Source organism: Kitasatospora albolonga, from assembly GCA_002082585.1.
GTDB lineage: Bacteria > Actinomycetota > Actinomycetes > Streptomycetales > Streptomycetaceae > Streptomyces > Streptomyces stephensoniae.
On sequence record CP020563.1, the window covers coordinates 1,327,821 to 1,347,772 of the forward strand.

A 19,952-nucleotide genomic window follows, 5' to 3' on the forward strand; every position below is an offset into this window, starting at 1 on the left:
GGACGGCCGCGGACGCTCCTCCCGTACAGGCACGTCCCGGGGTGCAGCACGCGCTCATGCGAGCACCTCCGTCTTCCGGAGTACGGGAGTTACGGGTACGGGCTCGGGGGCCGCCGCCAACAGGGCCCGGGTGTACGGGTCCTGGGGGTTCTCGCACACGTCGTCGGCGCTGCCGGTCTCCACGATCCGGCCCCGGTGCATGACGGCGATGCGGTGGCTGACCTGCCGGACCACGGCGAGGTCATGGGCGATGAAGACCAGGGCCAGGCCCAGATCGCGCTGGAGGTCGGTGAGCAGGCCGACGATCTGGGCCTGGACCGAGACGTCGAGCGCGGAGACGGGTTCGTCGCAGATCAGGACGGACGGGCCGGGGGCGAGCGCGCGGGCGATCCCGATGCGCTGGCGCTGGCCGCCGGAGAAGGAGCGCGGGTGCCGGTCCGCCACGGCCGGGTCGAGCCCGGCGAGGGTGAGCAGCTCCGCGACCCGGGCCTCCCGCTCCTCCCGGTCGCCCAGCCCGAAGGCGGTGAGCGGTTCCGCGACGATCTGGCCGACGGTCATCCGGGGGTTGAGCGAGGCGTAGGGGTCCTGGAACACCATCTGGATCTGCCGGCGCACCGCGTGCAGCTCGCGCCGGGCGGGCCGGGTGATGTCCTGGCCGCGCAGCGTCACCGTGCCGCCGTCGGAGGGGTGGGCGTGGGCCAGGACCCGGGCGAGGGTGGACTTGCCCGAGCCGGACTCCCCCACGATGCCCAGGGTCTCGCCCTCGGCCAGCGTCAGGGAGACCCCGTCGAGGGCGGTGAAGCCGCGCCCGCGCACCCCACGCCGCCTGTACGTCTTGCGCAGCCCGTCCGCCGCCAGGACCACGGCCCCGGGTGCGGGCCGGTCGATCCGGGCGGGCGGGGCGGGTGCGGGCAGGGGTTCGGTGCGCCCGGCGGCGGGGAGGCAGGCCGCCCGTACGCCGTCGGTGAGCCCGACCAGCGGGGGCACCCCCGTACGGCAGCGGTCCTCCACCAGGGTGCAGCGGGCGGCGAAGGCGCAGCCGTCCCCGAGGAGGGTGAGGTCGGGCGGGGAGCCGGGGATGCCGGTGAGGCGGGTGCCGGAGGGGGCGGAGAGGCGCGGGACGGCGGCCAGGAGTCCGGCGGTGTACGGGTGGCGGGGGCGGGTGAGGACTTCGGCGGTCGGGCCGTCCTCGACGACCGTGCCGCCGTACATGACGAGGACGCGAGCGCAGGAGCGGGCGACGACGCCCATGTTGTGGGTGATGAGGACGAGTGCGGTGCCGGTCTCGCGGTTGAGGTCGGCGAGGAGGGTGAGGATCTGCTCCTGGACGGTGGCGTCGAGCGCGGTCGTCGGTTCGTCGGCGAGCAGGATGTCGGGCTCCCCGGCGAGGGCCATGGCGATCAGGATGCGCTGGCGCTGGCCGCCGGAGAACTGGTGCGGGTGGTCGTCGATACGGCGGTGGGGCTCGGGGATGCCGACCCGGTCGAGGAGTTCGACGGCGCGGGCCCGGCGTGCGGCCCGGTCGCGTCGGCCGTGCTCTTCCCGGGGTCCGTTGGCTCTCAGCACCTCGTCCAGGTGGCGGCCGACGGTGAGGACCGGGTTCAGGGCCGTCATCGGGTCCTGGAAGATCATGCCGATCCGGGCGCCGCGCACCGCCCGCAGCTCCTGGTCGCTCGCGGTGGCGAGGTCCTGGCCGTCCAGCAGCACCGAGCCGGTGGTCACGCGCCCGGTGCCGGGCAGCATCCGGGTCAGCGCGAGGGCGGTGGTGGACTTGCCGGAGCCGGACTCGCCGACGACGGCGAGCGTCTCGCCCCGGCGCAGGGTGAAGGAGACCCCGCGCACGGCACGCAGGGCCGAGCCGTCGGGGGCGGTGAACTCGACGCCCAGGTCCCGGACTTCGAGCAGGGCGCGGGTGGTCTCCCCCGGTGTGGCGTCCTGGGGCTGGGCGGCAGGCGGCGGGGCGGCGTGCGGCCGGGGGACGTGCGGCGGGGCGTCCTGGGGCTGGGCGGTCATCGGCGTACCTCCCGGTTGAGCGCCTCGGCGATGAGCGAGAGCCCGAGGACGAGCGCGGTCACGGTGATCAGCGGCCCGGCGGCGAAGTGCGGGGCCTGGGCGAGATAGGGCATGGACTGGCTCAGGACCGAGCCGAGCGTGGGTTCCGGCGGGCGGACGCCGACGCCGAGGAAGCTCATCGCGCCCTCGATGAAGACGGCGACGGTCAGCGAGACGGCGACCTGCACGATGAGCGGGTCGGCGGCGTTGGGCAGGATGTGCCGGACCAGCACCCGGGGGCCCGAACTGCCCCCGACCCGGGCGGCGGTGACGTACTCCCGCTCCCGCTGGACGAGGATGCCGCCGCGCAGCAGCCGCCCGAAGGCGGGGATCTCCGCGAGCGCGATGACCAGGACGACGGGGAGCCGGCCGGGGCCGAGGATCGCGGTCACGGCGAGCGCCAGGATCAGCCCGGGGAAGGCCAGGATGAGGTCGAAGATCCGCTGGACGATCGTGTCGGCCACCGGGTGCGTGGCCGCCGCGAGGGCGAACAGGCAGCCGAGGGCCGCGCCGACGGGGACGGCGATCGCGATGATCCCGAGGTCGGCGCGGATGCCGTACAGCACCCGGCTGAGCAGGTCGCGGCCGAGGTCGTCGGTGCCGAGCGGGTGCCCGGGGGTGCCGACGGCCGCGAGGCTCAGGGCGCTCTGGTCGGTGGGACCGTGCCCGGCGAGGAGCGGGGCCAGCAGCCCGGCGAGGACAACCGCGCCGACCAGGACGAGACCGGTGCGGGCGCGGGCGGTGGAGAGGGCGGTGAGGTAGGGGTGGCGGGAGGTCTTCCCGGGGGTCTTCCGGGGGCTGCCGCCGGGGAGCTTGCCCGGGGTCTTCTGCGGGCCGGTGCCGCGCGGGGCCCGTACGGGTTTCCGCAGGGCCGCCGGGGAGGCCGGGCCGAGGTCGGGGGTCGAGGTCATGGCGGTGTCACTCCCACCTGATCCGGGGGTCGAGCCAGGCGTAGACGAGGTCGGTGAGCAGCTGGACGACGACGAAGACGGCGACCAGGAGGAGCAGCAGGTCCTGGACCACCGGGTAGTCGCGGCGGCTGAGGCCCTGTTCGGCGAGCTGGCCGAGGCCCGGCCAGGCGAAGATCGCCTCGACCAGGACGGCCCCGCCGAGCAGGTGGCCGGTCTGCATGCCGAGCAGGGTGACGACGGGCGGGAGGGCGTTGGGCAGGGCGTGCCGCCACAGCAGCCGGCGGGGTGCGACTCCGGCGGCGGTGGCGGTACGGATGTAGTCCTCGGCCAGCGCGCGTTCGATGCCGTCCTTGAGGTAGCGGCCGAGGACGGCGGCGCTCGGGAGGGCGAGGCAGAGCGCGGGCAGCAGCAGGTACTGCGCGGCGAGGTCGGGGGCGCCGAGGAACGGCACCCGTCCGCCCGGCGGCAGCACCCCGAGGAGCACGGCGAACAGCATCACGAGCAGGACGCCGCTGACGAAGGGCGGTACGGCGAGGGCGGCGGTCGTCGTCACCCGGATCGCGCTGCGGACCCAGCCGCTGCGGGAGGTGGCGCCGAGGATGCCGAAGGCGCCGCCGAGCACGATGACGAACAGCAGGGCGGCCGCGGTGAGTTCGGCGGTGGCGCCGAGCCCGTCCCCGATCAGGTCGGCGACCTGGCCGCCGATCGCGTACGAGGGTCCGAGGTCGCCGGTGACCAGGGAGCCGATCCAGTGTGCGTACTGGGAGAGCAACGGCGCGTCCAGGCCGAGCCGTTCACGGATCGCGGCGACGGTCGCCGCGTCCGCGTCGGGCCCGGCCAGCGAGGTCGCCGGGTCGCCGGGGACGAGCCGGAGGATGGTGAAGATGAGGAAGGAGGCCCCGAGCAGGACGAGGAGGGCGGAGGGCAGCCGCCTCAGCAGGTAGCCGCGCATGTCACGCCAAGTAGGCGTTGTCGAGGTTGAGATACGAGAACTTGTTCAGGGCGACGCCGTGCAGCCGGTCGGCGTTGACCTGGACCTGGCCGCGTACGACGAGGTCGATGATGAACGCCTCGTCGAGGAGGATGCCGGAGATCTTCTCGTGCAGGGCGTTGGCCCCGGCCGCGCTCGTCCCGGGCTTCGTCCACGCCTCCTGGACGACCTTCGTGTACGCGGCGGAGCGGTACTTGGAGGTGTTCTTGGCCTCGTTGAACGGGTACGCGCTCACCGCGAGCGTGGAGGGCTGGACCTGGGCGAAGCCGTGCCCCATGGTCCACAGCGCGGGCATCTCCTGCGAGATCAGCTTCTTCTGCGCGGTGGCCCCGTCGGTCGGCTCCAGGGTGACATGGACGCCGATCTGCTTGAGGTCGTACTGGATGGACTCGGCGATGGCCGTGTCACCGGGCAACGCGATGTGCAGCAGCGGGAGTTCGAGCTTGCTGTGCCCGGCGGACCGCAGCAGCTCGCGGGCCTTGCCGGGGTTGTGGGTGTAGTGGGTGCGGTGGGCCTCGCTGAAGGCGGGCGAGGACTTGGGCCACGGAGCGGCGGAGGCGAGACCGTAACCGCCGAGGGTCTGGGCGAGGAGCCGGTCGCGGTCGATGGCCCAGGCGAGGGCCTGCCGGACGGTCTTGTCGTTCAGCGGGGCGACGGTGGTGTTGACGCCGAGGTAGATGGCGCCCGCGCCCGTGTCGTAGTTGGTGATCTTCAGCTTGGGGTCGCTCTTGATGACGCTCAGGCTCTTGCCCGGTACGCCGAAGGAGAGCTGGGACTGGCCGGAGCGCAGGGACGAGATCAGCGCGTCGGCCTGGGGTATCACCCGCAGTTCGACACCGTCGAGGTAGGGGCGGTCCGGCAGCCAGTAGCTGTCGTTGCGGGTCAGGCTCAGCCCGGAGCCGGGGCTCCACTTCTTCAGCCTGAACGGTCCGGTGCCGATGAGCTTCTTGCCGGTGACGGCGTCCTCGACGGTCTTCTCATCCGTGATGATCATGAACTCGAAGAGGTCGAAGAGGTTGTTCACCGGGTGGGCGAGCTTGAGCACCAGCTCGTGGTCGCCGCGCTTCTCGAACCCGTTGATTGTGGCGGCCGTACTGCGCAACTGGGCGGCGCGGACCGGGTTCTGGAGGTTCTTCACCGCGAAGATCACGTCGTCCGCGGTGAAGGGGCGGCCGTCGTGGAAGGTGACGTCGTCGCGCAGCTTCAGCGTGATGCTGCGCCCGTCCTTCGCGTACGTCCAGGAGGTGGCCAGCTCCGGCTTGGGCGTGAGGCTGTCGTCGTACCGGGTCAGGGTGTTGTAGATCAGCCGCTGCTGGAGGGACTGGCCGCTCTGCGCGAAGAGCAGGGCGGGGGTGAAGTCGGCGTTGATGGCGAGGTTGAGGATGCCGCCGCGCTTGGGTGCGGCGCCGGTCTCCTGCGGAGCGGAGGCGCTCTCGGAGACCGCCGAGCGGCAGCCCGTCAGGCCCAGTCCGAGCAGCAGGGCGCTGCCGCCACCGGCGAGCAGGGTGGAGCGCCGGGAGAGTCCCGAGGAGGGGGACGGGGACGGGGAGGGATACAGCTCGGTCATCGAAGCCTGCCTGTGACAGTGAGGGAGGGACGGTGGGTGGGGCGGGGGGTGACACTTATTCGTTCCGCAATTGATTCCGCTGCGGGAGCAATTGAACGGAGACGCGTGTACAGGTGTCACCGACGTGCGGAACGCGGTGGAGTTGAGGAGTCAGCCCGTACGGGTCGGGGGCGGTCGGCCGGGAAAAGGTCCGGGCCCACCGGCGTACGGGAAGGAAGGGGCGCTCAGGGCGCCGGATCAGCGCAGGACCGGGTCCGGGGAAGGGCTCCGCGGAGGGAACCCGTGGAACGCGGAGGGGTCCGGGTCAGCCGCGGACGGCACAGACCGCGCTGGCCTGTCGACAGAGGTCGACGTGCCTGCGGGAGATGAGGCGCATGTCCGGGTTCACGGGAGCAATATGACAGTGGCTTCGCCGGACGGTCAACCTGGTCTGTCCGGATCTTGGTACGAATTCACCTCCTGCCCCATACGCGCGGCTACCGCTGGGTGGCCGCCAGAGGGCTCCTGAACAGGGGATTCAGCGCGATCGTGCCGCCCGCGACGGGCAGTACGGTCATTCCGGCATGTGGACTGACGATGCGTTCGGGGTCCCCGCAGACATGCGAGAGGTCGACCGCGGCCCCCCTGATCTCCTCCAGGTACTCCGGATTGAGCAGGCTGGAGTGCTCGGTGACCACGACCAGGTCGGGGTTGAGGACGTCGAGCAGGAGCGCCGTCGCCCGGCCGACCGCGCGGGCCCGCTCGCGCAGCAGCCGGTCCGCCCGCCGGTCCCCGGCCGCCGCCGCGTCCACCAGCAGGAACACATCGGCATCGGGCACGATCCCGCGCCGCACGGCGGTCCGGGCGACCGCCATGTTGGAGGCCGTCGCCTCCAGGCAGCCGGTCCGCCCGCACGGGCAGGTGACCGTGGAGTCCGGTACGGGCAGGTGGGCGACGTCCCCCGCGCCGGAGCCCGGCCCCTGGTGGACCACCCCGGCGATGCCGAGGGCCGCGTCGACCACGTTGCCGATGAAGAGGTGGACCAGGCTGCGGCGGGCGGCGGGCCTGCCGAAGAGGATCTCGGACTGGGCGATGGCGCGGGCGTGGTTGTCGATGCGTACGTCGATCCCGCCGAGGCCCCGGGAGAGTTCGGCGGCGAGGGGCCGCTGGTGCCAGCCGAGGGTGTCGTGCCGTACGGCCGTCCCGAGCGCGGGGTCCACCCACCCGCCGAGCGCGGCGCCGACCCCGAGGAGGCGGTGGTCCCCGGTGGTCTCGGCGAGGAAGGCTCGGAGCCCGGCGACGACCTCGCGCGAGAGGTCGTCGGGGGCGATGCCGTCGTGCGGGAAGGTGCGGCGGGCCAGCAGCCGGCCCCGTAGGTCCAGCAGGCCGAACGTCGAACCGGGCACCCCGATGTGGACCCCGCCCGCCACCGGGCCGTCGCTCTCCCCGGTGTGCAGGTCGACCGGGATCTGGGGCCTGCCGACCCCGCTGCTCTCCACCCGTTCGGGCAGCTCACGGACGAGGCCGAGGCGGACGAGGTCGACGCACTGGCGCGATACGGCGGCGGGGCTGAGGCCGGAGAGCTGGGCGATCGACCTGCGGGCGACGGGCCCGTGGTCGAGCACCGCGCGCAGGACCGTGGCGGCGTTGGCCTCACGCCGGCCGTCACCGGTCGCCCGGGGGAGCCGGTCGGCGGGCCGGGGGGACGGGGCGGCAGGCGGGGCGGGCTGTCCGGCGGACGGGGCGGGCTGTCCGGTGGTCCTGGCAGGTTGTCCGGTCGTCCGGGGGAGCTGGGGGGCGGCAGTCATGGGGCCTTCCTTCGGTCCTGCGCCACGGGGGCACGCGCAACGTTACGGCGGCATGAAATTGCGCCGGGCCCCCTGCCCCGATGCCGGGCGAGGTGGCCGACCTGTCCAGGATCGCCGGGATAACCGCTGCTCAGAGGCGGTTTGACGGTACGTTGCCGGACAGCGGCCGGGCCGTGCGCAAGCGCCGATTCAACCACCGTCGGAGACCTGCCGGGGCCCGGACCGGTGCTTGACGTACGCCGAGGGGCGCTGGAATTCTCCGGGGCATGTTCGCGACGGCCGATTCCGACGCGCGGCCCGCCCACACCGGCCGCACCGCGACAGCGCCCGGGTGTCCCCGGCGCTGTACCGCCGCCTGACCGGCCGCTTCTCCGGGCCGGACGGGCTCGTTTCCTCCTCCTCACCGGATTCCTCTCTCCGGTCCTCCCATCGGTTTCCTCCTCTCCGGCTCCCGCTTCACCCCTGGCTCTCCAGCGGGGGCCGTTCTCCGCCCGAATTAATTTCTCTCCAAGATTAATCAATGGAGTGGGCTGCTGCCCGGACGTTCCGGACCCGCCCCGCACCTCCCCGAAAGGAACCACGCCATGTCCTCCGCAACCACCACCGCTCCCGCCGACACCTCCGCCCTCACCGTCCAGAAGGTCGGCGGCCGCATCGGCGCCGTCATCTCCGGCGTACGGCTCGGCGGGGACCTCTCCCCCGAGACCGTCGCGCAGATCCGCGCCGCGCTCCTCGCCAACAAGGTCGTCTTCTTCCGCGGCCAGGACCACCTGGACGAGGACAGCCACGAGGCGTTCGGCAAGCTGCTCGGCACCCCCGTCGCCCACCCCACCGTGCCGTCCGCCGACGGCCGTTACTCCCTGGGCATCGACTCCGACCACGGCGCCCGGGCCAACCAGTGGCACACCGACGTCACCTTCGTCCCCGCCTACCCGGCCTTCTCCGTCCTGCGCGCGGTCGTCATCCCCCCGTACGGCGGCAACACCCTGTGGGCCAACACCGCCACCGCGTACGAGGGGCTGCCCGAGCCGCTCCGGGTCCTGGCCGACTCGCTGCGCGCGGTCCACTCCAACGACTACGACTACGCGGCGCTGCGCCCGCAGGCCGTGCCGGAGGCGCTGAAGCAGTACAAGGAGGTGTTCACCTCGACCAAGTTCCTCACCGAGCACCCGGTGGTGCGCGTCCACCCGGAGACCGGTGAGCGCACCCTGCTGCTGGGCAACTTCGTGCAGCGGATCGCCGGGCTGACCGGCAGGGACTCCCGTACGCTCCTGGACCTCTTCCAGTCGCACATCGAGCGCCCGGAGAACACCGTGCGCTGGCAGTGGCAGGTCGGCGACGTGGCGATCTGGGACAACCGGGCCACCCAGCACTACGGGGTGGACGACTCCGACGCCCATGAGCGCAAGCTCCGCCGCGTCACCATCGACGGGGACGTTCCGGTGGGCGTGGACGGCCGCTCCTCGACCCTGATCTCGCCGGAGGAGGTGCCGGACCCGTCCTTCGGCATCGCGTCCGGGGCCTCCACCGCCGCCTGATCCCGCGCTCCGCACGCCTCCCCTGCCATGCGCGCCCCGTACCCCGGGCGGTAGCGTCCTGAACAGGACGGACGCCCGGGGTACGGGCGGCGGGAACAAGGGGAAAGCGGGCCGGGTACGTGGAGAGCCACAGCGGAATCACCGTGCAGCGGGCCCTGGAGCTGCCGGGGCTGCGCGCCGGGCTCCCGGAGGTGGTGGCCGGCGCCGACCGGCTGAACCGTACGGTGCGCTGGGTGCACGCGGGCGAGGTCCCGAACATCGCCTCCCTCCTCAAGGGCGGCGAGCTGCTCCTCACCACCGGTCTGGGCCTCGGCACCCGCCCCGCCGAGCAGCGCGCGTTCGTCCGCCGCCTCGCCGACCGGGGGATCGCCGCCCTGGTGGTGGAGCTGGGCCCGCGCTTCAGCAGGCTGCCCGCCTCCATCGTGGACGCGGCCCGGGCGGCGGGTCTTCCGCTGGTGCAGCTCCACCGCGAGGTGCCGTTCGTCGCGGTGACCGAGGAGGTGCACACCGAGATCGTCAACGGGCACTACGCCCTGCTCCAGCAGGCGGAGGAGGTGCACCGGCGTGCCACCCGGGCGCTGCTCGACGGGGGCGGGGTACCGCAGGTGCTCGGCATCCTGGCCGACTTCACCGCCAACCCGGTCTTCCTGGAGACGCCGGACGGCCAGCTCCTGTACGCGGCGTCCACGGGCACGGGTCCGGTGGGCGCGGACCCGCTCCAGGTCTGGGAGGGGATGCGCGGGGACCGGGCGGCCCGGGAGTCCCCTCCGGCGGGTGCGCTCCTGGTGGACGTGCCGGGCGGCGGTCCGGACACCGGTGCCGTACGGGCCCGGCTGGTGCTGCTCGCCGTCGCGGGCCCGTTGGCCACCGTGCACCGGATGGCGGCCGAGCGGGCGGCGGGGCTGCTCGCGGTGGTCCTGATGCAGGCCCGGCAGGAGGAGGAGCTGGCGGCCCGGGGCCGGGGCGACTTCCTCACCGACCTCGCGGAGGGCCGGATCACCCCGGAGGACGCCCCCGCCCAGGCCCGGGTGCTCGGCTTCCGCCCCGGGGACACCCCGCTGCTCCCGGTCGTGATGCGGCTGGCGCCCGAGCTGTCCCCCTCGGGCAACTGGGCGCTGCTGGCCCGCGCGGTCCTGGAGGAGCTGGCCTCGGTCGGCGTCCCCGTACTCCTGGGCGTACGGCCGGTGGAGGGGCGGGTTCCGCTGCTGCTCGGGCTGCGCTCGGAGGGTGAGCGGACGGCGGTCGCGGACCGGGTGGCGGCGGCGCTGCGGGCGGGCGTGGCGCGTGCGGGGCTGGACCGCGCCGGATCGCAGCCCCCGGTGGTCGTGGTCGGCGTGGCGGGGAGCTGGGCCGGGGCGGGCGCCGGGCTGCGGCACGCCTCGGAGACGGCGACGGCGGCGCAGGGGCTGGACGACCGGCCCTGGTACGACGCCCGGCGGCTCGACATCGACCTGCTGCTGTGGCGGCTGCGGGACCACCCGGACCTGGCCGCGTTCGTGAACCGGGCGATCGGTCCGCTGCGCGAGCACGACCGCACCTCGCGCCCGCCGCTGCTGCCGACGCTCCAGGCGTATCTGGCGCACGCGGGCCGCAAGGCGGAGACCGCGCGCGAACTGCACCTCAACCGCCAGACGCTCTACAACCGGCTCGCCCGGATCGGTGAGCTGCTGGGCACGGACCTGGACGACCCGCAGACGGTGCTGGCCCTCAGCCTGGCACTACGGGCCCGCCGCCACACGACGTAGGTCTCTCTTCAGCGCCCGTACGCGAGTCCAGCGGCCGTACGCGAGCCCATCGGCCCCCACCCCACAGGTCAGCGACCGCGCGGGGACGGCTGCGCCAACTCGTCGTACACGCTGAGGACATGGGCGATGGTGTCGTCCTCGGTGGGCCACCCCGCCGCCTGCTCCCGCCCCGCCTCGGCCAGCCACGCGCGCCGCTCCGGGTCCCCCAGCAGCCGGACCACCGTGCGGGCGAGCGCCTCCGCGTTGCCGTACGGCACCAGTTCGGCGGCCTCGCCCACGAGTTCGGCCACACCTCCGACGTCGCTCGCGACCAGCGGCACGCCCAGCCGCAGCGCCTCCTGCGCCAGCAGGGAGCGCCCTTCCCAGCGGCTGGGCAGCACGGCCAGGTCGGCGGCGGCGATCAGCTCGCCGACATCGTCCCGGCACCCGAGCAGCCGTACGGGCAACTCCTCGTCCCTGATGCGCTGTTGCAGGGCGTTCCGGTCGCGCCCCTCCCCCGCGATGACGAGCAGGGGTACGGGGTCGAGCTCGCGCCACACGCGGGCGGCGTCCAGCAGGGTCCCGAAGCCGTGGTGCGGGACGAGGCTGCCGACCGCCATCAGCAACGGCCGTTCCACCGCGCCCAGTTCGGCCCGGGCCTTGCCGTCGTGCAGGCTGCCCGCCCGGCGCGGGGCCGGGGCGGCGGCCGGGGCGAGCCGCGCGTCCCGGGCCCCCCGGACCCGCGCCCGGTCCACCAGGTCGGAGGAGGGGGCGAGGACAACGGCCGCCGCCCGTACGGCCCTTCGCTCCAGCAGGTGCAGGATCTGGCGGCGGGCCCCTTCGGCGTACCGGCGGGTGTGCCAGGTCATCACCAGCGGCACGGTGCGCCCGCTGAGGGCGAGCGCGGTGCGGGCGGCGGCGTGCAGCCCGTGGGCGTGGACCACGTCGGCCCCCGTACAGGCGGCGCGCAGCGCGGCGACGGCGGCCGGGTCGCTGCGCCGGGGCACCGGCAGGAACCGGGCCCCGGTCGCCGTGAAGTCGTAGGCGTGGTCCACCGCGGGCGGAGCGCAGACGGTGACCTGCACCCCGCGCGCCACCAGTCCGGCGGCCAGCGAACTGACGTGCGCGCTGCTGCCCGCACTGCCGCCGCCCAGGACTTGGACCGTACGCAGTTGTGACACGTTGATTGGCTCCCCGGGGTCCCCGAGTCGGCGGTAGATACAGCGCCAAGGATGCCAGTCCGTACGCGCGTTCCGGGACTGCCTGAACGTTGCTGCCCGCCCCGCAGCGACAACCGGCCACACGGCACCACTCTCACGGGTGAATCCATAGGCGCAAAGTTGCCACCGCTTCCCGCGCGGGAAGCGAGGACACCCACCAGAAGCGGCGACACTCGCAGGAAACGGGAACACCCGCAGGCAGCGGGGACACCCACAGGCAGGCATGGAGAGCCGCACGCACACCCCCACACCTGCGGGGCCGGACAGGAAGCCCCCGTCCGGCCCCGCGGAGCTCCCGCCCTCCTACCCGTCCTTGCGCGCCGAGGCGAGCAGCTCCTCCGCATGGGCGCGGGCCGTCTCGGAGTCCTCCTGGCCCGCCAGCATCCGGGACAGCTCCCGGACCCGGTCCTCGCCCTCCAGGACTGTGACGCCACTGCGGGTCACCGAGCCGTCCACGGTCTTCTCGACCAGCAGCTGCCGGTCGGCGAAGGCCGCCACCTGCGGCAGGTGCGTCACGACGACGACCTGCGCGGACCGGGCGAGCTTGGCCAGCCGCCGCCCGACCTCCACCGCGGCCTTGCCGCCGACCCCCGCGTCGACCTCGTCGAAGAGGTACGTGGGCACCGGGTCGGAGCCCGCGAAGACGACCTCCACCGCGAGCATCACCCGGGACAGCTCACCGCCCGAGGCGCCCTTGGCGATCGGCCGGGGCTGGGCACCCGGGTGCGGGGCGAGCAGCAGTTCGACCTCGTCGGCGCCCGAAGGGCCGTAGACGACGCTCCGCCCGCCGATGTCGATGCCGGACGCCTCGTCCGCCGCCTCGGTCTGCCGGATGGCGAACGAGACCCGGGCGTGCGGCATGGCGAGCGAGGCCAGCTCCTCGGTCACCGCCTCCGCGAACCGGGCGGCGGCCTCCGTACGCGCATCGGTCAACGCCTGGCCCAGCACGGAGAGTTCGGCGCGCAACGTGTCCCGCTCGGCCGTCAGCTCGCCGATCCGCTCGTCGTCGCCCTCCAGCTCGGTGAGTCGGCCCGCGCCCTCCTGCGCCCAGGCGAGCACGGCCGCGATGTCCTCGCCGTACTTCCGGGTCAGGGTGGTGAGGGCGGCCCGGCGCTCCTCCACGGCGGCCAGCCGCAGCGGGTCGGCCTCCAGCTGGTCGGCGTACCCGGCCAGTTCGCCGGAGACGTCCGCGATCAGGATGGAGATCTCCCCGATCCGGTCCGCCAGCGCGGCCAGCGCCGGGTCATGGGCCCGGACCCCGTCCAGCGCCTGCCCGGCGGCGGCGACCACGGTCGTGGCGTCGACGCTCTCCGGGTCCTCCGGGTTCCCCGCCAGCGCGGTGTGCGCGAGGGAGGCGGCGGAGGCGAGGGCCTCGGCGTGCCCGAGCCGCTCTGCCTCGGCGGCCAGTTCGGCGTCCTCCCCCGGCAACGGCTCCACGGCGGCGACCTCGCCCAGCCCGAACCGCAGCAGATCCGCCTCCTGGGCCCGCTCCCGGGCCCGGGTGGTCAGCTCCTCCAGCTCGGCGGCGACGGCCCGCAGCCGCCGGTAGGCCGCCGCGTACTTCGCGTGCGGGACCTCCACGCCGTCCCCGGCGTACCGGTCCAGCGCCTGCCGCTGCCGCGCGGGCTTCAGCAGCCCCTGCTGGTCGGTCTGGCCGTGCACGGCGACCAGCTCGTCCGCCAGCTCGGTGAGGACCCCGACCGGCACGGATCTGCCGCCGAGATGGGCCCGGGAGCGTCCCTCCGCCGAAACGGTACGGCTGATGAGCAGCGCACCGTCGTCCAGCTCCGCCCCGGCCTCCTCGGCCCGCGCCACCGCCGCGTCGCCCTCGGACACCGTGATCCTGCCCTCGACGACGGCGGCCTTGGCCCCGACCCGTACGAGGGCGGGGTCCGCGCGCCCGCCGAGCAGCAGCCCGAGGCTCGTGACGACCATCGTCTTGCCCGCGCCGGTCTCACCCGTCACCGCGGTGAAACCGGGTGACAGCTCCACCACCGCGTCGTCGATGACTCCGAGCGACCGTATCCGCATCTCCTCCAACACGGACATGACCTTACGAGGTTCCGAGGCGGACGCGCGACGGCCCCCGCTCCCGGATTCACTCTCCCGGGTAGGCCGGGGGCCGTCGGGCCCCTCGGCGGCCGTCAGTGCGGGGCGCCGCGCCACCCCGACACCGGCAGCGCGAACTTCGCCACCAGCCGGTCCGTGAACGAAGCCTGGTGCAGCCGCGCCAGCCGTACGGGCACCGCCCCGCGCCGCACCTCGACCCGGGCCCCGGCGGGCAGCTCCACGGTCCGCCGCCCGTCGCACCAGAGCACCCCGTGCGGGGTGTGCGGCTGGACCTCGACGGCGAGCACCGAGGTCGGGGCGGTCACCAGCGGCTTGGCGAACAGGGCGTGGGCGCTGATCGGGACCATCAGCAGCGCCTCCACCTCGGGCCAGACGACGGGCCCGCCCGCCGAGAAGGCGTACGCGGTGGAACCGGTCGGGGTCGCGCAGACGATCCCGTCGCAGCCGAACCCGGTGACCGGACGGCCGTCGATCTCCAGGACCACTTCGAGCATCCGCTCGGGCGAGACCTTCTGCACGGCCGCCTCGTTGAGCGCCCAGTCGGTGTGGACGATGTCACCGTTGCTGTGCACGAGGACGTCGATCGTCATGCGCTCCTCGACGTCGTAGTCACGGGTGACGACCCGCGAGACCACCTTGTCGAGGTCGTCGCGCTCGGCCTCCGCGAGGAAGCCGACCCGCCCGAGGTTGACGCCGAGCATCGGCACCCCGGAGGCGCGGGAGAACTCCGCGCCGCGCAGCAGGGTCCCGTCACCGCCCAGCACGATCAGCAGCTCGCAGCCGTCCACGGCGGCGGGGCTGGTGTCGGTCACCGTCTCCACGGCGTCCGGGAGCGGCAGATCGGCCGCCTCGGTCGCCAGGACCCGTACGCCGAGCCCGTTGCGCAGCAGCCCCTGCACGACGAGCTCCGCGCTGCGGATCGCCGCCGGGCGGCCGGTGTGCGCCAGGAGAAAGACTGTTCGTGCCGCATTCGTCGTCACGTTCGCCGCCACATTCGTCGCCACATTCGTCGTCAACGAGGCCCCTCCGCCACTGCACGGTCGACATCCGCGGGAACCAGCTCGGGTGCGCCGGCCCGCAGCCACAGAAAGTACTCGACGTTCCCCGAAGGACCGGGCAGCGGACTGGCCGTCACCCCGCGCACCCCGAGCCCGAGTTCCCAGGCCCGGCGCGCCACTTCGCGTACCGCCTCGGCGCGCAGCTCCGTACTCCGCACCACCCCGCCGCTGCCGAGCCGCTCCTTGCCCACCTCGAACTGCGGCTTGACCATGAGAACCAGGTCGGCGTCGGGCGCCGCGCACCGGGCGAGGGCGGGCAGCACGAGCCCGAGCGGAATGAAGGACAGATCCCCCACCACCAGGTCGACCGCCTCCCCGTCGATGTCCTCCAACGTCAACTCCCGTACGTTGGTACGGTCCTTGACGACGACGCGTTCATCCGACTGGAGCGACCAGGCGAGCTGCCCGTACCCGACGTCGACGGCGACGACCTGCCGGGCCCCGGCCCGCAGCAGGACATCGGTGAACCCTCCGGTCGACGCCCCCGCGTCCAGCGCCCGCCGCCCCTCGACGGCAAGACCCAGCGGTACGAAGGCGGCGAGCGCCCCGGCCAGCTTGTGGCCGCCGCGCGAGACGTAGTCGGGGTCGTCGTCGTCCTGGGTCACGACGATCGCGGCGGCCGTCTCGACCTGGGTGGCGGGTTTGGTCGCGGTGGTCCGGCCGACGGTGACCCGCCCCGCGGCGATCAGCTGGCTCGCGTGCTCGCGCGAGCGGGCGAGCTTGCGGCGTACCAGCTCGGCGTCGAGGCGGCGACGTGCCACTCCTGCCACGTTCGGTTCAGCTCCTGTGGTCGTGCGTGTTGTCGTACGCGGATGGGGTTGACGGGTGTTGTCGTACGCGGACGGGTTTACGGGTGCGGTGCGGGCCGGGGCGGTCCGGGTGCGGCGGCCGGACGGGCGTCCAGCGAGGTCAGCGCGTCCTTCAGTCCCCGGTGTACATCCTCGTACACCTCGGTGTGCCCGTCCGCCGGGAGGTGGTCCGCGTCCGCCAGCCGCTCCAGCAGGGCGTCGACCTCGGCCCGGCCGGTGGGGGTGCGCCCGACGCCCAGGGGCGCGGGCCCGGCGGGTTCGTGGGAGGGCGCCACGGCCCCGGGCCCGGCTCCGGGCCCCGTCGGGCCGTCCGGCTCCCCGGGCGGGCTCACGGGCGGTGTCCCCGCCTCCGGCATCCAGTCGCTCATGCCGAAACGCTACCGCGACGGGCCGGTGTACCGTCGAGCACGATGGCGACCATGGCGGAGTGCCGCAGCGCACTGAGAAGACTTTCCGACAACCTCGCGACGGCCGACGGCGACGTACGCAGCGCCGCCGCGCTCGACCGCTCGCTGAGCTGTCACATCAAGGATCTCGACATCACGTTCACCGGCCGGCTGGCCGATGGCCGGATCACGGTGCGGGACACGGTCGAGGGCCCGCCCCGCGAGAAGGCGGAGATCCGGCTCGCGATGACGGGCGACGACCTGGTCTCCCTGGTGGACGGCGACCTGAACTTCGCGAAGGCGTGGGCATCGGGGCGCGTACGGCTGGAGGCGGGGTTCAGGGACCTGCTGAAGCTGAGATCACTGCTGTAGCACCCCGAGCCCGTCCGGCAAGGGAGGACGAAGCGCCCGGCAAGGGCTCCACCCGCACCCTCTCGACCGCCCTCAGGCGGCGACCTTCCGCGCCTTCCGCGCCGCCGGCACCACCAACGGAGTCCCGGTCTCCGGATCGTCGATCACCTGGCACCGCATCCCGAACACCCGCTCCACCAGCTCCGCGTCGACCACGTCCGACGGCGCCCCCTCCGCGATGATCTCGCCGTCCCGCATCGCGATGAGGTGGGTGGCGTACCGCGCGGCATGGTTCAGATCGTGGAGTACGGCGACGAGCGTGCGCCCCTGCGTCTCGTGCAGCTCCGCGCACAGGTCGAGGACGTCGATCTGGTGCTGGATGTCGAGGTACGTCGTCGGCTCGTCCAGCAGGAGCAGCGGGGTCTGCTGGGCCAGGGCCATGGCGATCCAGACCCGCTGCCGCTGGCCGCCGGAGAGCTCGTCGACATAGCGGTCGGCCAGCGCGTCCACCCCGGTCGACTCCATGGACTCCTGGACCACCCGCTCGTCCTCCGGCGACCACTGCCGCAGCAGCCCCTGGTGGGGGTAGCGGCCACGGGCGACGAGGTCGGCGACGGTGATGCCGTCGGGGGCGATGGAGGACTGCGGCAGCAGCCCCAGGGTCCGGGCCACCTTCTTCGCGGGCAGCTGGTGGATGATCTGCCCGTCGAGCAGCACCTGCCCCCGGCTGGGCTTCAGCATCCGGGCGAGCGAGCGCAGCAGGGTGGACTTGCCGCAGGCGTTGGGCCCGACGATCACGGTGAAGGAGTTGTCGGGTATCTCGACCGAGAGATCCTCGGCGATGATCCGCTGGTCGTAGCCGAGGGTCACCGATTCCGCGGTGAGGCGCTGCATGGTCGTACTCCCGGAGTCAGAGGGTGTCCGGCGGATCAGGGCCGGGCAGACCTCCGACCAACACCAAGTTAGGTTAGCCTATCTTCCTTCTGGCGCCCCTGGCCCCGACTCCTTGGGCAGCTACAGCCCGAGCGCGGCGACGGCCTTCCGCGGGTCCGGCGCGAACGCCCCGTCCCCGGCGAAGGTCCACGCGGCACCGCAGAGCGCCCGCAGCCCGTCGAGCGGATCGCCTTCGCCCTCCAGGACCAGCTCCTCCCCGTCCCGTACGAGCGCGGTCCACCCCCCGCACCGGAAGACGCCGCCCGTCTCCGTCACCTCGGGCTGCCCGGTCAGCAGCCCCCGCAGGTCCCGGTCCACATAGGTCGGCCGGTGCCGCGGCGGGGCGGCGAGCAGCTGGGCCGCGTCCGTCACCCCGGTCAGCACGAGCAGCGAGTCCACGCCTCCGTTGAACGCGCCCTCGATGTCCGTGTCCAGCCGGTCCCCGACGACCAGCGGCCGCTTCGCCCCGGTCCGCAGCACGGTCTCGCGGTGCATCGGCGGCAACGGCTTCCCGGCGACCTGCGGCTCGGCCCCGGTGGCGATCCGTACGACCTCCACGGCGGCGCCGTTGCCGGGCGCGATGCCCCGGGCGCCCGGAATGGTCAGGTCGGTGTTGGACGCGTACCACGGCAGCCCGCGCGCGACGGCGTAACTCGCCTCGGCGAACCGCCCCCACGCCAGATCCGGCCCCCCGTACCCCTGGACCACGGCCACCGGCCCGTCGTCCGCCGACTCCACCGGCACGAGACCGCGCTCCCGCAGGGCGACCCGCAGCCCCTCGCCGCCGACGACCAGCACCCGGGACCCGGCGGGCAGCTGATCCGCCATCAGCCGGGCGACCGCCTGGGCCGAGGTGATCACATCGGCGGCCTCGGCGGGCACGCCCAGCTCGGTCAGGTGCTCCGCGACCGCGTCCGGTGTGCGCAGGGCGTTGTTGGTGACGTACGCGAGGTGCATCCCGCCGTCCCGCGCGGCGCCCAGGGACGCCACGGCGTGCACGATCGCCTCGCCGCCCGCGTACACCACCCCGTCCAGGTCGAGGAGAGCCGTGTCGTAGGCCGCACTCAGCGCCGTGCTGCTCCCCGAGGGACGGTACCTGTCCTGCTGCTGGCTCATTGACCTCTGCTCCTCATCCGTGGATCTCCCCCGATCATCGCGCATGCCCGGTGCACACATACGATGCTCAAATGAACACTTCAGGTCCCGACGAGCAGGGGCTGCGGCTGATCCCGTTCCGCGGACTGCGTTACGTCCCCGAGCGGGTCGGCAGTCTCGCCGCCGTGACCTCGCCCCCGTACGACGTGGTCGTCCGGCCCGACGGCCTGCACCACCTGGAATCGGCGGACCCGCACAACATCGTGCGCCTCATCCTCCCCCAGGCGGACACCGCGGGGGACCGGCACCGGCAGGCGGCGAGGACGCTGGAGCGCTGGCTGGCCGAAGGCGTCATCGCCCCGGACCCGGAGCCCGCGCTCTACGTCTACGAGCAGCGCAACGACGAGATCCTCCAGCGCGGCCTGATCGGCGCCCTGGCCCTCTCGCCCGCCGCCGACGGGATCGTCCTGCCGCACGAGGACGTCATGGACGACGTCGTGGCGGACCGCGCGGAGCTGATGCGCACCATGCAGGCCCACCTGGAGCCGCTGCTGCTGACCTACCGCGGCGACGGCTCCCCCACGGGCGCCGCGGCGGTCATCGAGCGGACGGCCGAGCGGCCCCCGCTGCTCTCCACGACGACGGAGGACGGGTTCCACCACCGCCTCTGGGCGGTGACGGACCCGGCCGAGCGGGGCGAGATCGAGACGGATCTCGCCCACCACCAGGCCCTGATCGCCGACGGCCACCACCGCTGGGCCACCTACCTCCGGCTCCAGCGGGAGCAGACCGCCCCCGGCCCCTGGGACTTCGGCCTGGTCCTGCTCGTCGACACCACCCGCCACCCGCTCCAGGTCCGCGCGATCCACCGGCTCCTGCGCGGCCTGCCGGTGGCCCGGGCGCTCGAAGGACTCGCGGGCCTCTTCCGGGTCCGTACGGTGGAGGGTCCGCTCCCCCGCGCGCTGGACGCCCTGGCCGGTGCGGCGGCGGAGGGCAACGCGTTCCTCCTCACCGGCGACGGCCGCTTCCACCTGGTGGACCGCCCGGACCCGGCCCTGCTGGCCCGTACGATCCGGACGGACCGCCCCGAGGCATGGCGCACCCTGGACGCGACGGTGCTCCACTCCGCGCTGCTCGATGAGGTCTGGCGCATCCCCGACGGCCCCGAGCACATCGGCTACATCCACGACACCGGGGCGGCGGTCGAACAGGCCGAACGGCTCGGCGCCACGGCGGTGCTCATGCACCCGGCACGCGAAGAGGTCGTCCGGGACCTGGCCCGGCAGGGCGTCACCATGCCCCGCAAGTCGACGTCGTTCGGCCCGAAACCGGCGACGGGGCTGGTCATGCGGAGCCTGACGCTGGACTGAGGGCAGGGGAAAGGGGCGGTACTCCTTCGGGGAGTACCGCCCCTTTCCCACGTCGGCTGTCAGCTGCGACTAGGGCGTGTCCGGCGGGTC

At 73.7% G+C, this 19,952-nt stretch carries 16 protein-coding genes; 4 read left to right on the forward strand and 12 right to left on the reverse strand.

From position 1 onward, the window contains the following. Positions 1-54: 54 nt before the first annotated feature. The 5 genes from B7C62_05680 to B7C62_05700 form a co-directional block, all read right to left on the reverse strand. Positions 55-1,905, reverse strand: coding sequence for a peptide ABC transporter ATP-binding protein (locus tag B7C62_05680; protein ID ARF77009.1), 1,851 nt, complete (start codon positions 1,903-1,905; stop codon positions 55-57). Positions 1,906-2,009: 104 nt separating this feature from the next. Beyond that, positions 2,010-2,963: a peptide ABC transporter permease gene (locus B7C62_05685; protein ID ARF71803.1), complete on the reverse strand. Its 954-nt coding sequence runs from the start codon at positions 2,961-2,963 to the stop codon at positions 2,010-2,012. A 7-nt stretch (positions 2,964-2,970) separates the two neighbouring features. Beyond that, positions 2,971-3,915: a peptide ABC transporter permease gene (locus B7C62_05690; protein ARF71804.1), complete on the reverse strand. Its 945-nt coding sequence runs from the start codon at positions 3,913-3,915 to the stop codon at positions 2,971-2,973. Position 3,916: 1 nt separating this feature from the next. Beyond that, positions 3,917-5,521 (reverse strand): peptide ABC transporter substrate-binding protein, encoded by a 1,605-nt coding sequence (locus tag B7C62_05695; GenBank protein ID ARF71805.1) that lies wholly within the window; start codon positions 5,519-5,521, stop codon positions 3,917-3,919. Positions 5,522-5,997: 476 nt separating this feature from the next. Beyond that, a complete protein-coding gene (locus B7C62_05700) occupies positions 5,998-7,308 on the reverse strand; it encodes a NagC family transcriptional regulator (GenBank protein ARF71806.1) in 1,311 nt (436 codons plus the stop codon). A 584-nt stretch (positions 7,309-7,892) separates the two neighbouring features. Here B7C62_05700 and B7C62_05705 point away from each other — a divergent pair. After that, positions 7,893-8,846 (forward strand): taurine dioxygenase, encoded by a 954-nt coding sequence (locus B7C62_05705; GenBank protein ID ARF71807.1) that lies wholly within the window; start codon positions 7,893-7,895, stop codon positions 8,844-8,846. Positions 8,847-8,965: 119 nt separating this feature from the next. Beyond that, a complete protein-coding gene (locus B7C62_05710) occupies positions 8,966-10,591 on the forward strand; it encodes a transcriptional regulator (protein ID ARF71808.1) in 1,626 nt (541 codons plus the stop codon). Between the two features lie 68 nt (positions 10,592-10,659). On the opposite strand, the gene B7C62_05715 is transcribed toward B7C62_05710, so the two are convergent. The 5 genes from B7C62_05715 to B7C62_05735 form a co-directional block, all read right to left on the reverse strand. Then, on the reverse strand, positions 10,660-11,751 hold the full coding sequence (locus tag B7C62_05715) for a glycosyltransferase (GenBank protein ARF71809.1): 1,092 nt from the start codon (positions 11,749-11,751) through the stop codon (positions 10,660-10,662). A gap of 342 nt (positions 11,752-12,093) precedes the next feature. Further along, a complete protein-coding gene (locus B7C62_05720) occupies positions 12,094-13,839 on the reverse strand; it encodes a DNA repair protein RecN (GenBank protein ID ARF71810.1) in 1,746 nt (581 codons plus the stop codon). 95 nt (positions 13,840-13,934) lie between these two features. Further along, complete coding sequence (locus B7C62_05725; protein ID ARF77010.1) at positions 13,935-14,840, reverse strand: NAD kinase; 906 nt, start codon at positions 14,838-14,840, stop codon at positions 13,935-13,937. 32 nt (positions 14,841-14,872) lie between these two features. Continuing rightward, positions 14,873-15,688, reverse strand: a complete 816-nt coding sequence (locus B7C62_05730) for a 16S/23S rRNA (cytidine-2'-O)-methyltransferase (GenBank protein ID ARF71811.1) — start codon at positions 15,686-15,688, stop codon at positions 14,873-14,875. Positions 15,689-15,765: 77 nt separating this feature from the next. Then, a complete protein-coding gene (locus tag B7C62_05735; GenBank protein ID ARF71812.1) occupies positions 15,766-16,095 on the reverse strand; it encodes a hypothetical protein in 330 nt (109 codons plus the stop codon). 42 nt (positions 16,096-16,137) lie between these two features. Between B7C62_05735 and B7C62_05740 the strand changes: the two genes are divergently transcribed. After that, positions 16,138-16,485, forward strand: a complete 348-nt coding sequence (locus B7C62_05740; GenBank protein ID ARF71813.1) for a sterol-binding protein — start codon at positions 16,138-16,140, stop codon at positions 16,483-16,485. 72 nt (positions 16,486-16,557) lie between these two features. Here the strand turns inward: B7C62_05740 and B7C62_05745 are convergent, their stop codons facing one another. Together B7C62_05745 and B7C62_05750 are read right to left on the reverse strand one after the other, a co-directional pair. Next, complete coding sequence (locus B7C62_05745; protein ARF71814.1) at positions 16,558-17,358, reverse strand: ABC transporter; 801 nt, start codon at positions 17,356-17,358, stop codon at positions 16,558-16,560. A gap of 120 nt (positions 17,359-17,478) precedes the next feature. Then, a complete protein-coding gene (locus B7C62_05750; protein ARF71815.1) occupies positions 17,479-18,513 on the reverse strand; it encodes an HAD family hydrolase in 1,035 nt (344 codons plus the stop codon). A 71-nt stretch (positions 18,514-18,584) separates the two neighbouring features. On the opposite strand from B7C62_05750, the gene B7C62_05755 reads away from it, so the two are divergent. After that, entirely contained in the window at positions 18,585-19,862 is a 1,278-nt protein-coding gene (locus B7C62_05755) for a chromosome partitioning protein ParA (GenBank protein ID ARF71816.1), read from the forward strand. Positions 19,863-19,952: the final 90 nt, after the last annotated feature.

Excerpts from the sequence above, each read along its gene's own strand:
- B7C62_05685 (ARF71803.1), bottom strand. The coding sequence starts at position 2,963 with ATGACCTCGACCCCCGACCTCGGCCCGGCCTCCCCGGCGGCCCTGCGG.
- B7C62_05690 (ARF71804.1), bottom strand. The coding sequence starts at position 3,915 with ATGCGCGGCTACCTGCTGAGGCGGCTGCCCTCCGCCCTCCTCGTCCTG.
- B7C62_05695 (ARF71805.1), bottom strand. The coding sequence starts at position 5,521 with ATGACCGAGCTGTATCCCTCCCCGTCCCCGTCCCCCTCCTCGGGACTC.
- B7C62_05700 (ARF71806.1), bottom strand. The coding sequence starts at position 7,308 with ATGACTGCCGCCCCCCAGCTCCCCCGGACGACCGGACAACCTGCCAGG.
- B7C62_05705 (ARF71807.1), top strand. The coding sequence starts at position 7,893 with ATGTCCTCCGCAACCACCACCGCTCCCGCCGACACCTCCGCCCTCACC.
- B7C62_05720 (ARF71810.1), bottom strand. The coding sequence starts at position 13,839 with ATGTCCGTGTTGGAGGAGATGCGGATACGGTCGCTCGGAGTCATCGAC.
- B7C62_05735 (ARF71812.1), bottom strand. The coding sequence starts at position 16,095 with ATGAGCGACTGGATGCCGGAGGCGGGGACACCGCCCGTGAGCCCGCCC.
- B7C62_05740 (ARF71813.1), top strand. The coding sequence starts at position 16,138 with ATGGCGACCATGGCGGAGTGCCGCAGCGCACTGAGAAGACTTTCCGAC.
- B7C62_05745 (ARF71814.1), bottom strand. The coding sequence starts at position 17,358 with ATGCAGCGCCTCACCGCGGAATCGGTGACCCTCGGCTACGACCAGCGG.
- B7C62_05750 (ARF71815.1), bottom strand. The coding sequence starts at position 18,513 with ATGAGCCAGCAGCAGGACAGGTACCGTCCCTCGGGGAGCAGCACGGCG.
- B7C62_05755 (ARF71816.1), top strand. The coding sequence starts at position 18,585 with ATGAACACTTCAGGTCCCGACGAGCAGGGGCTGCGGCTGATCCCGTTC.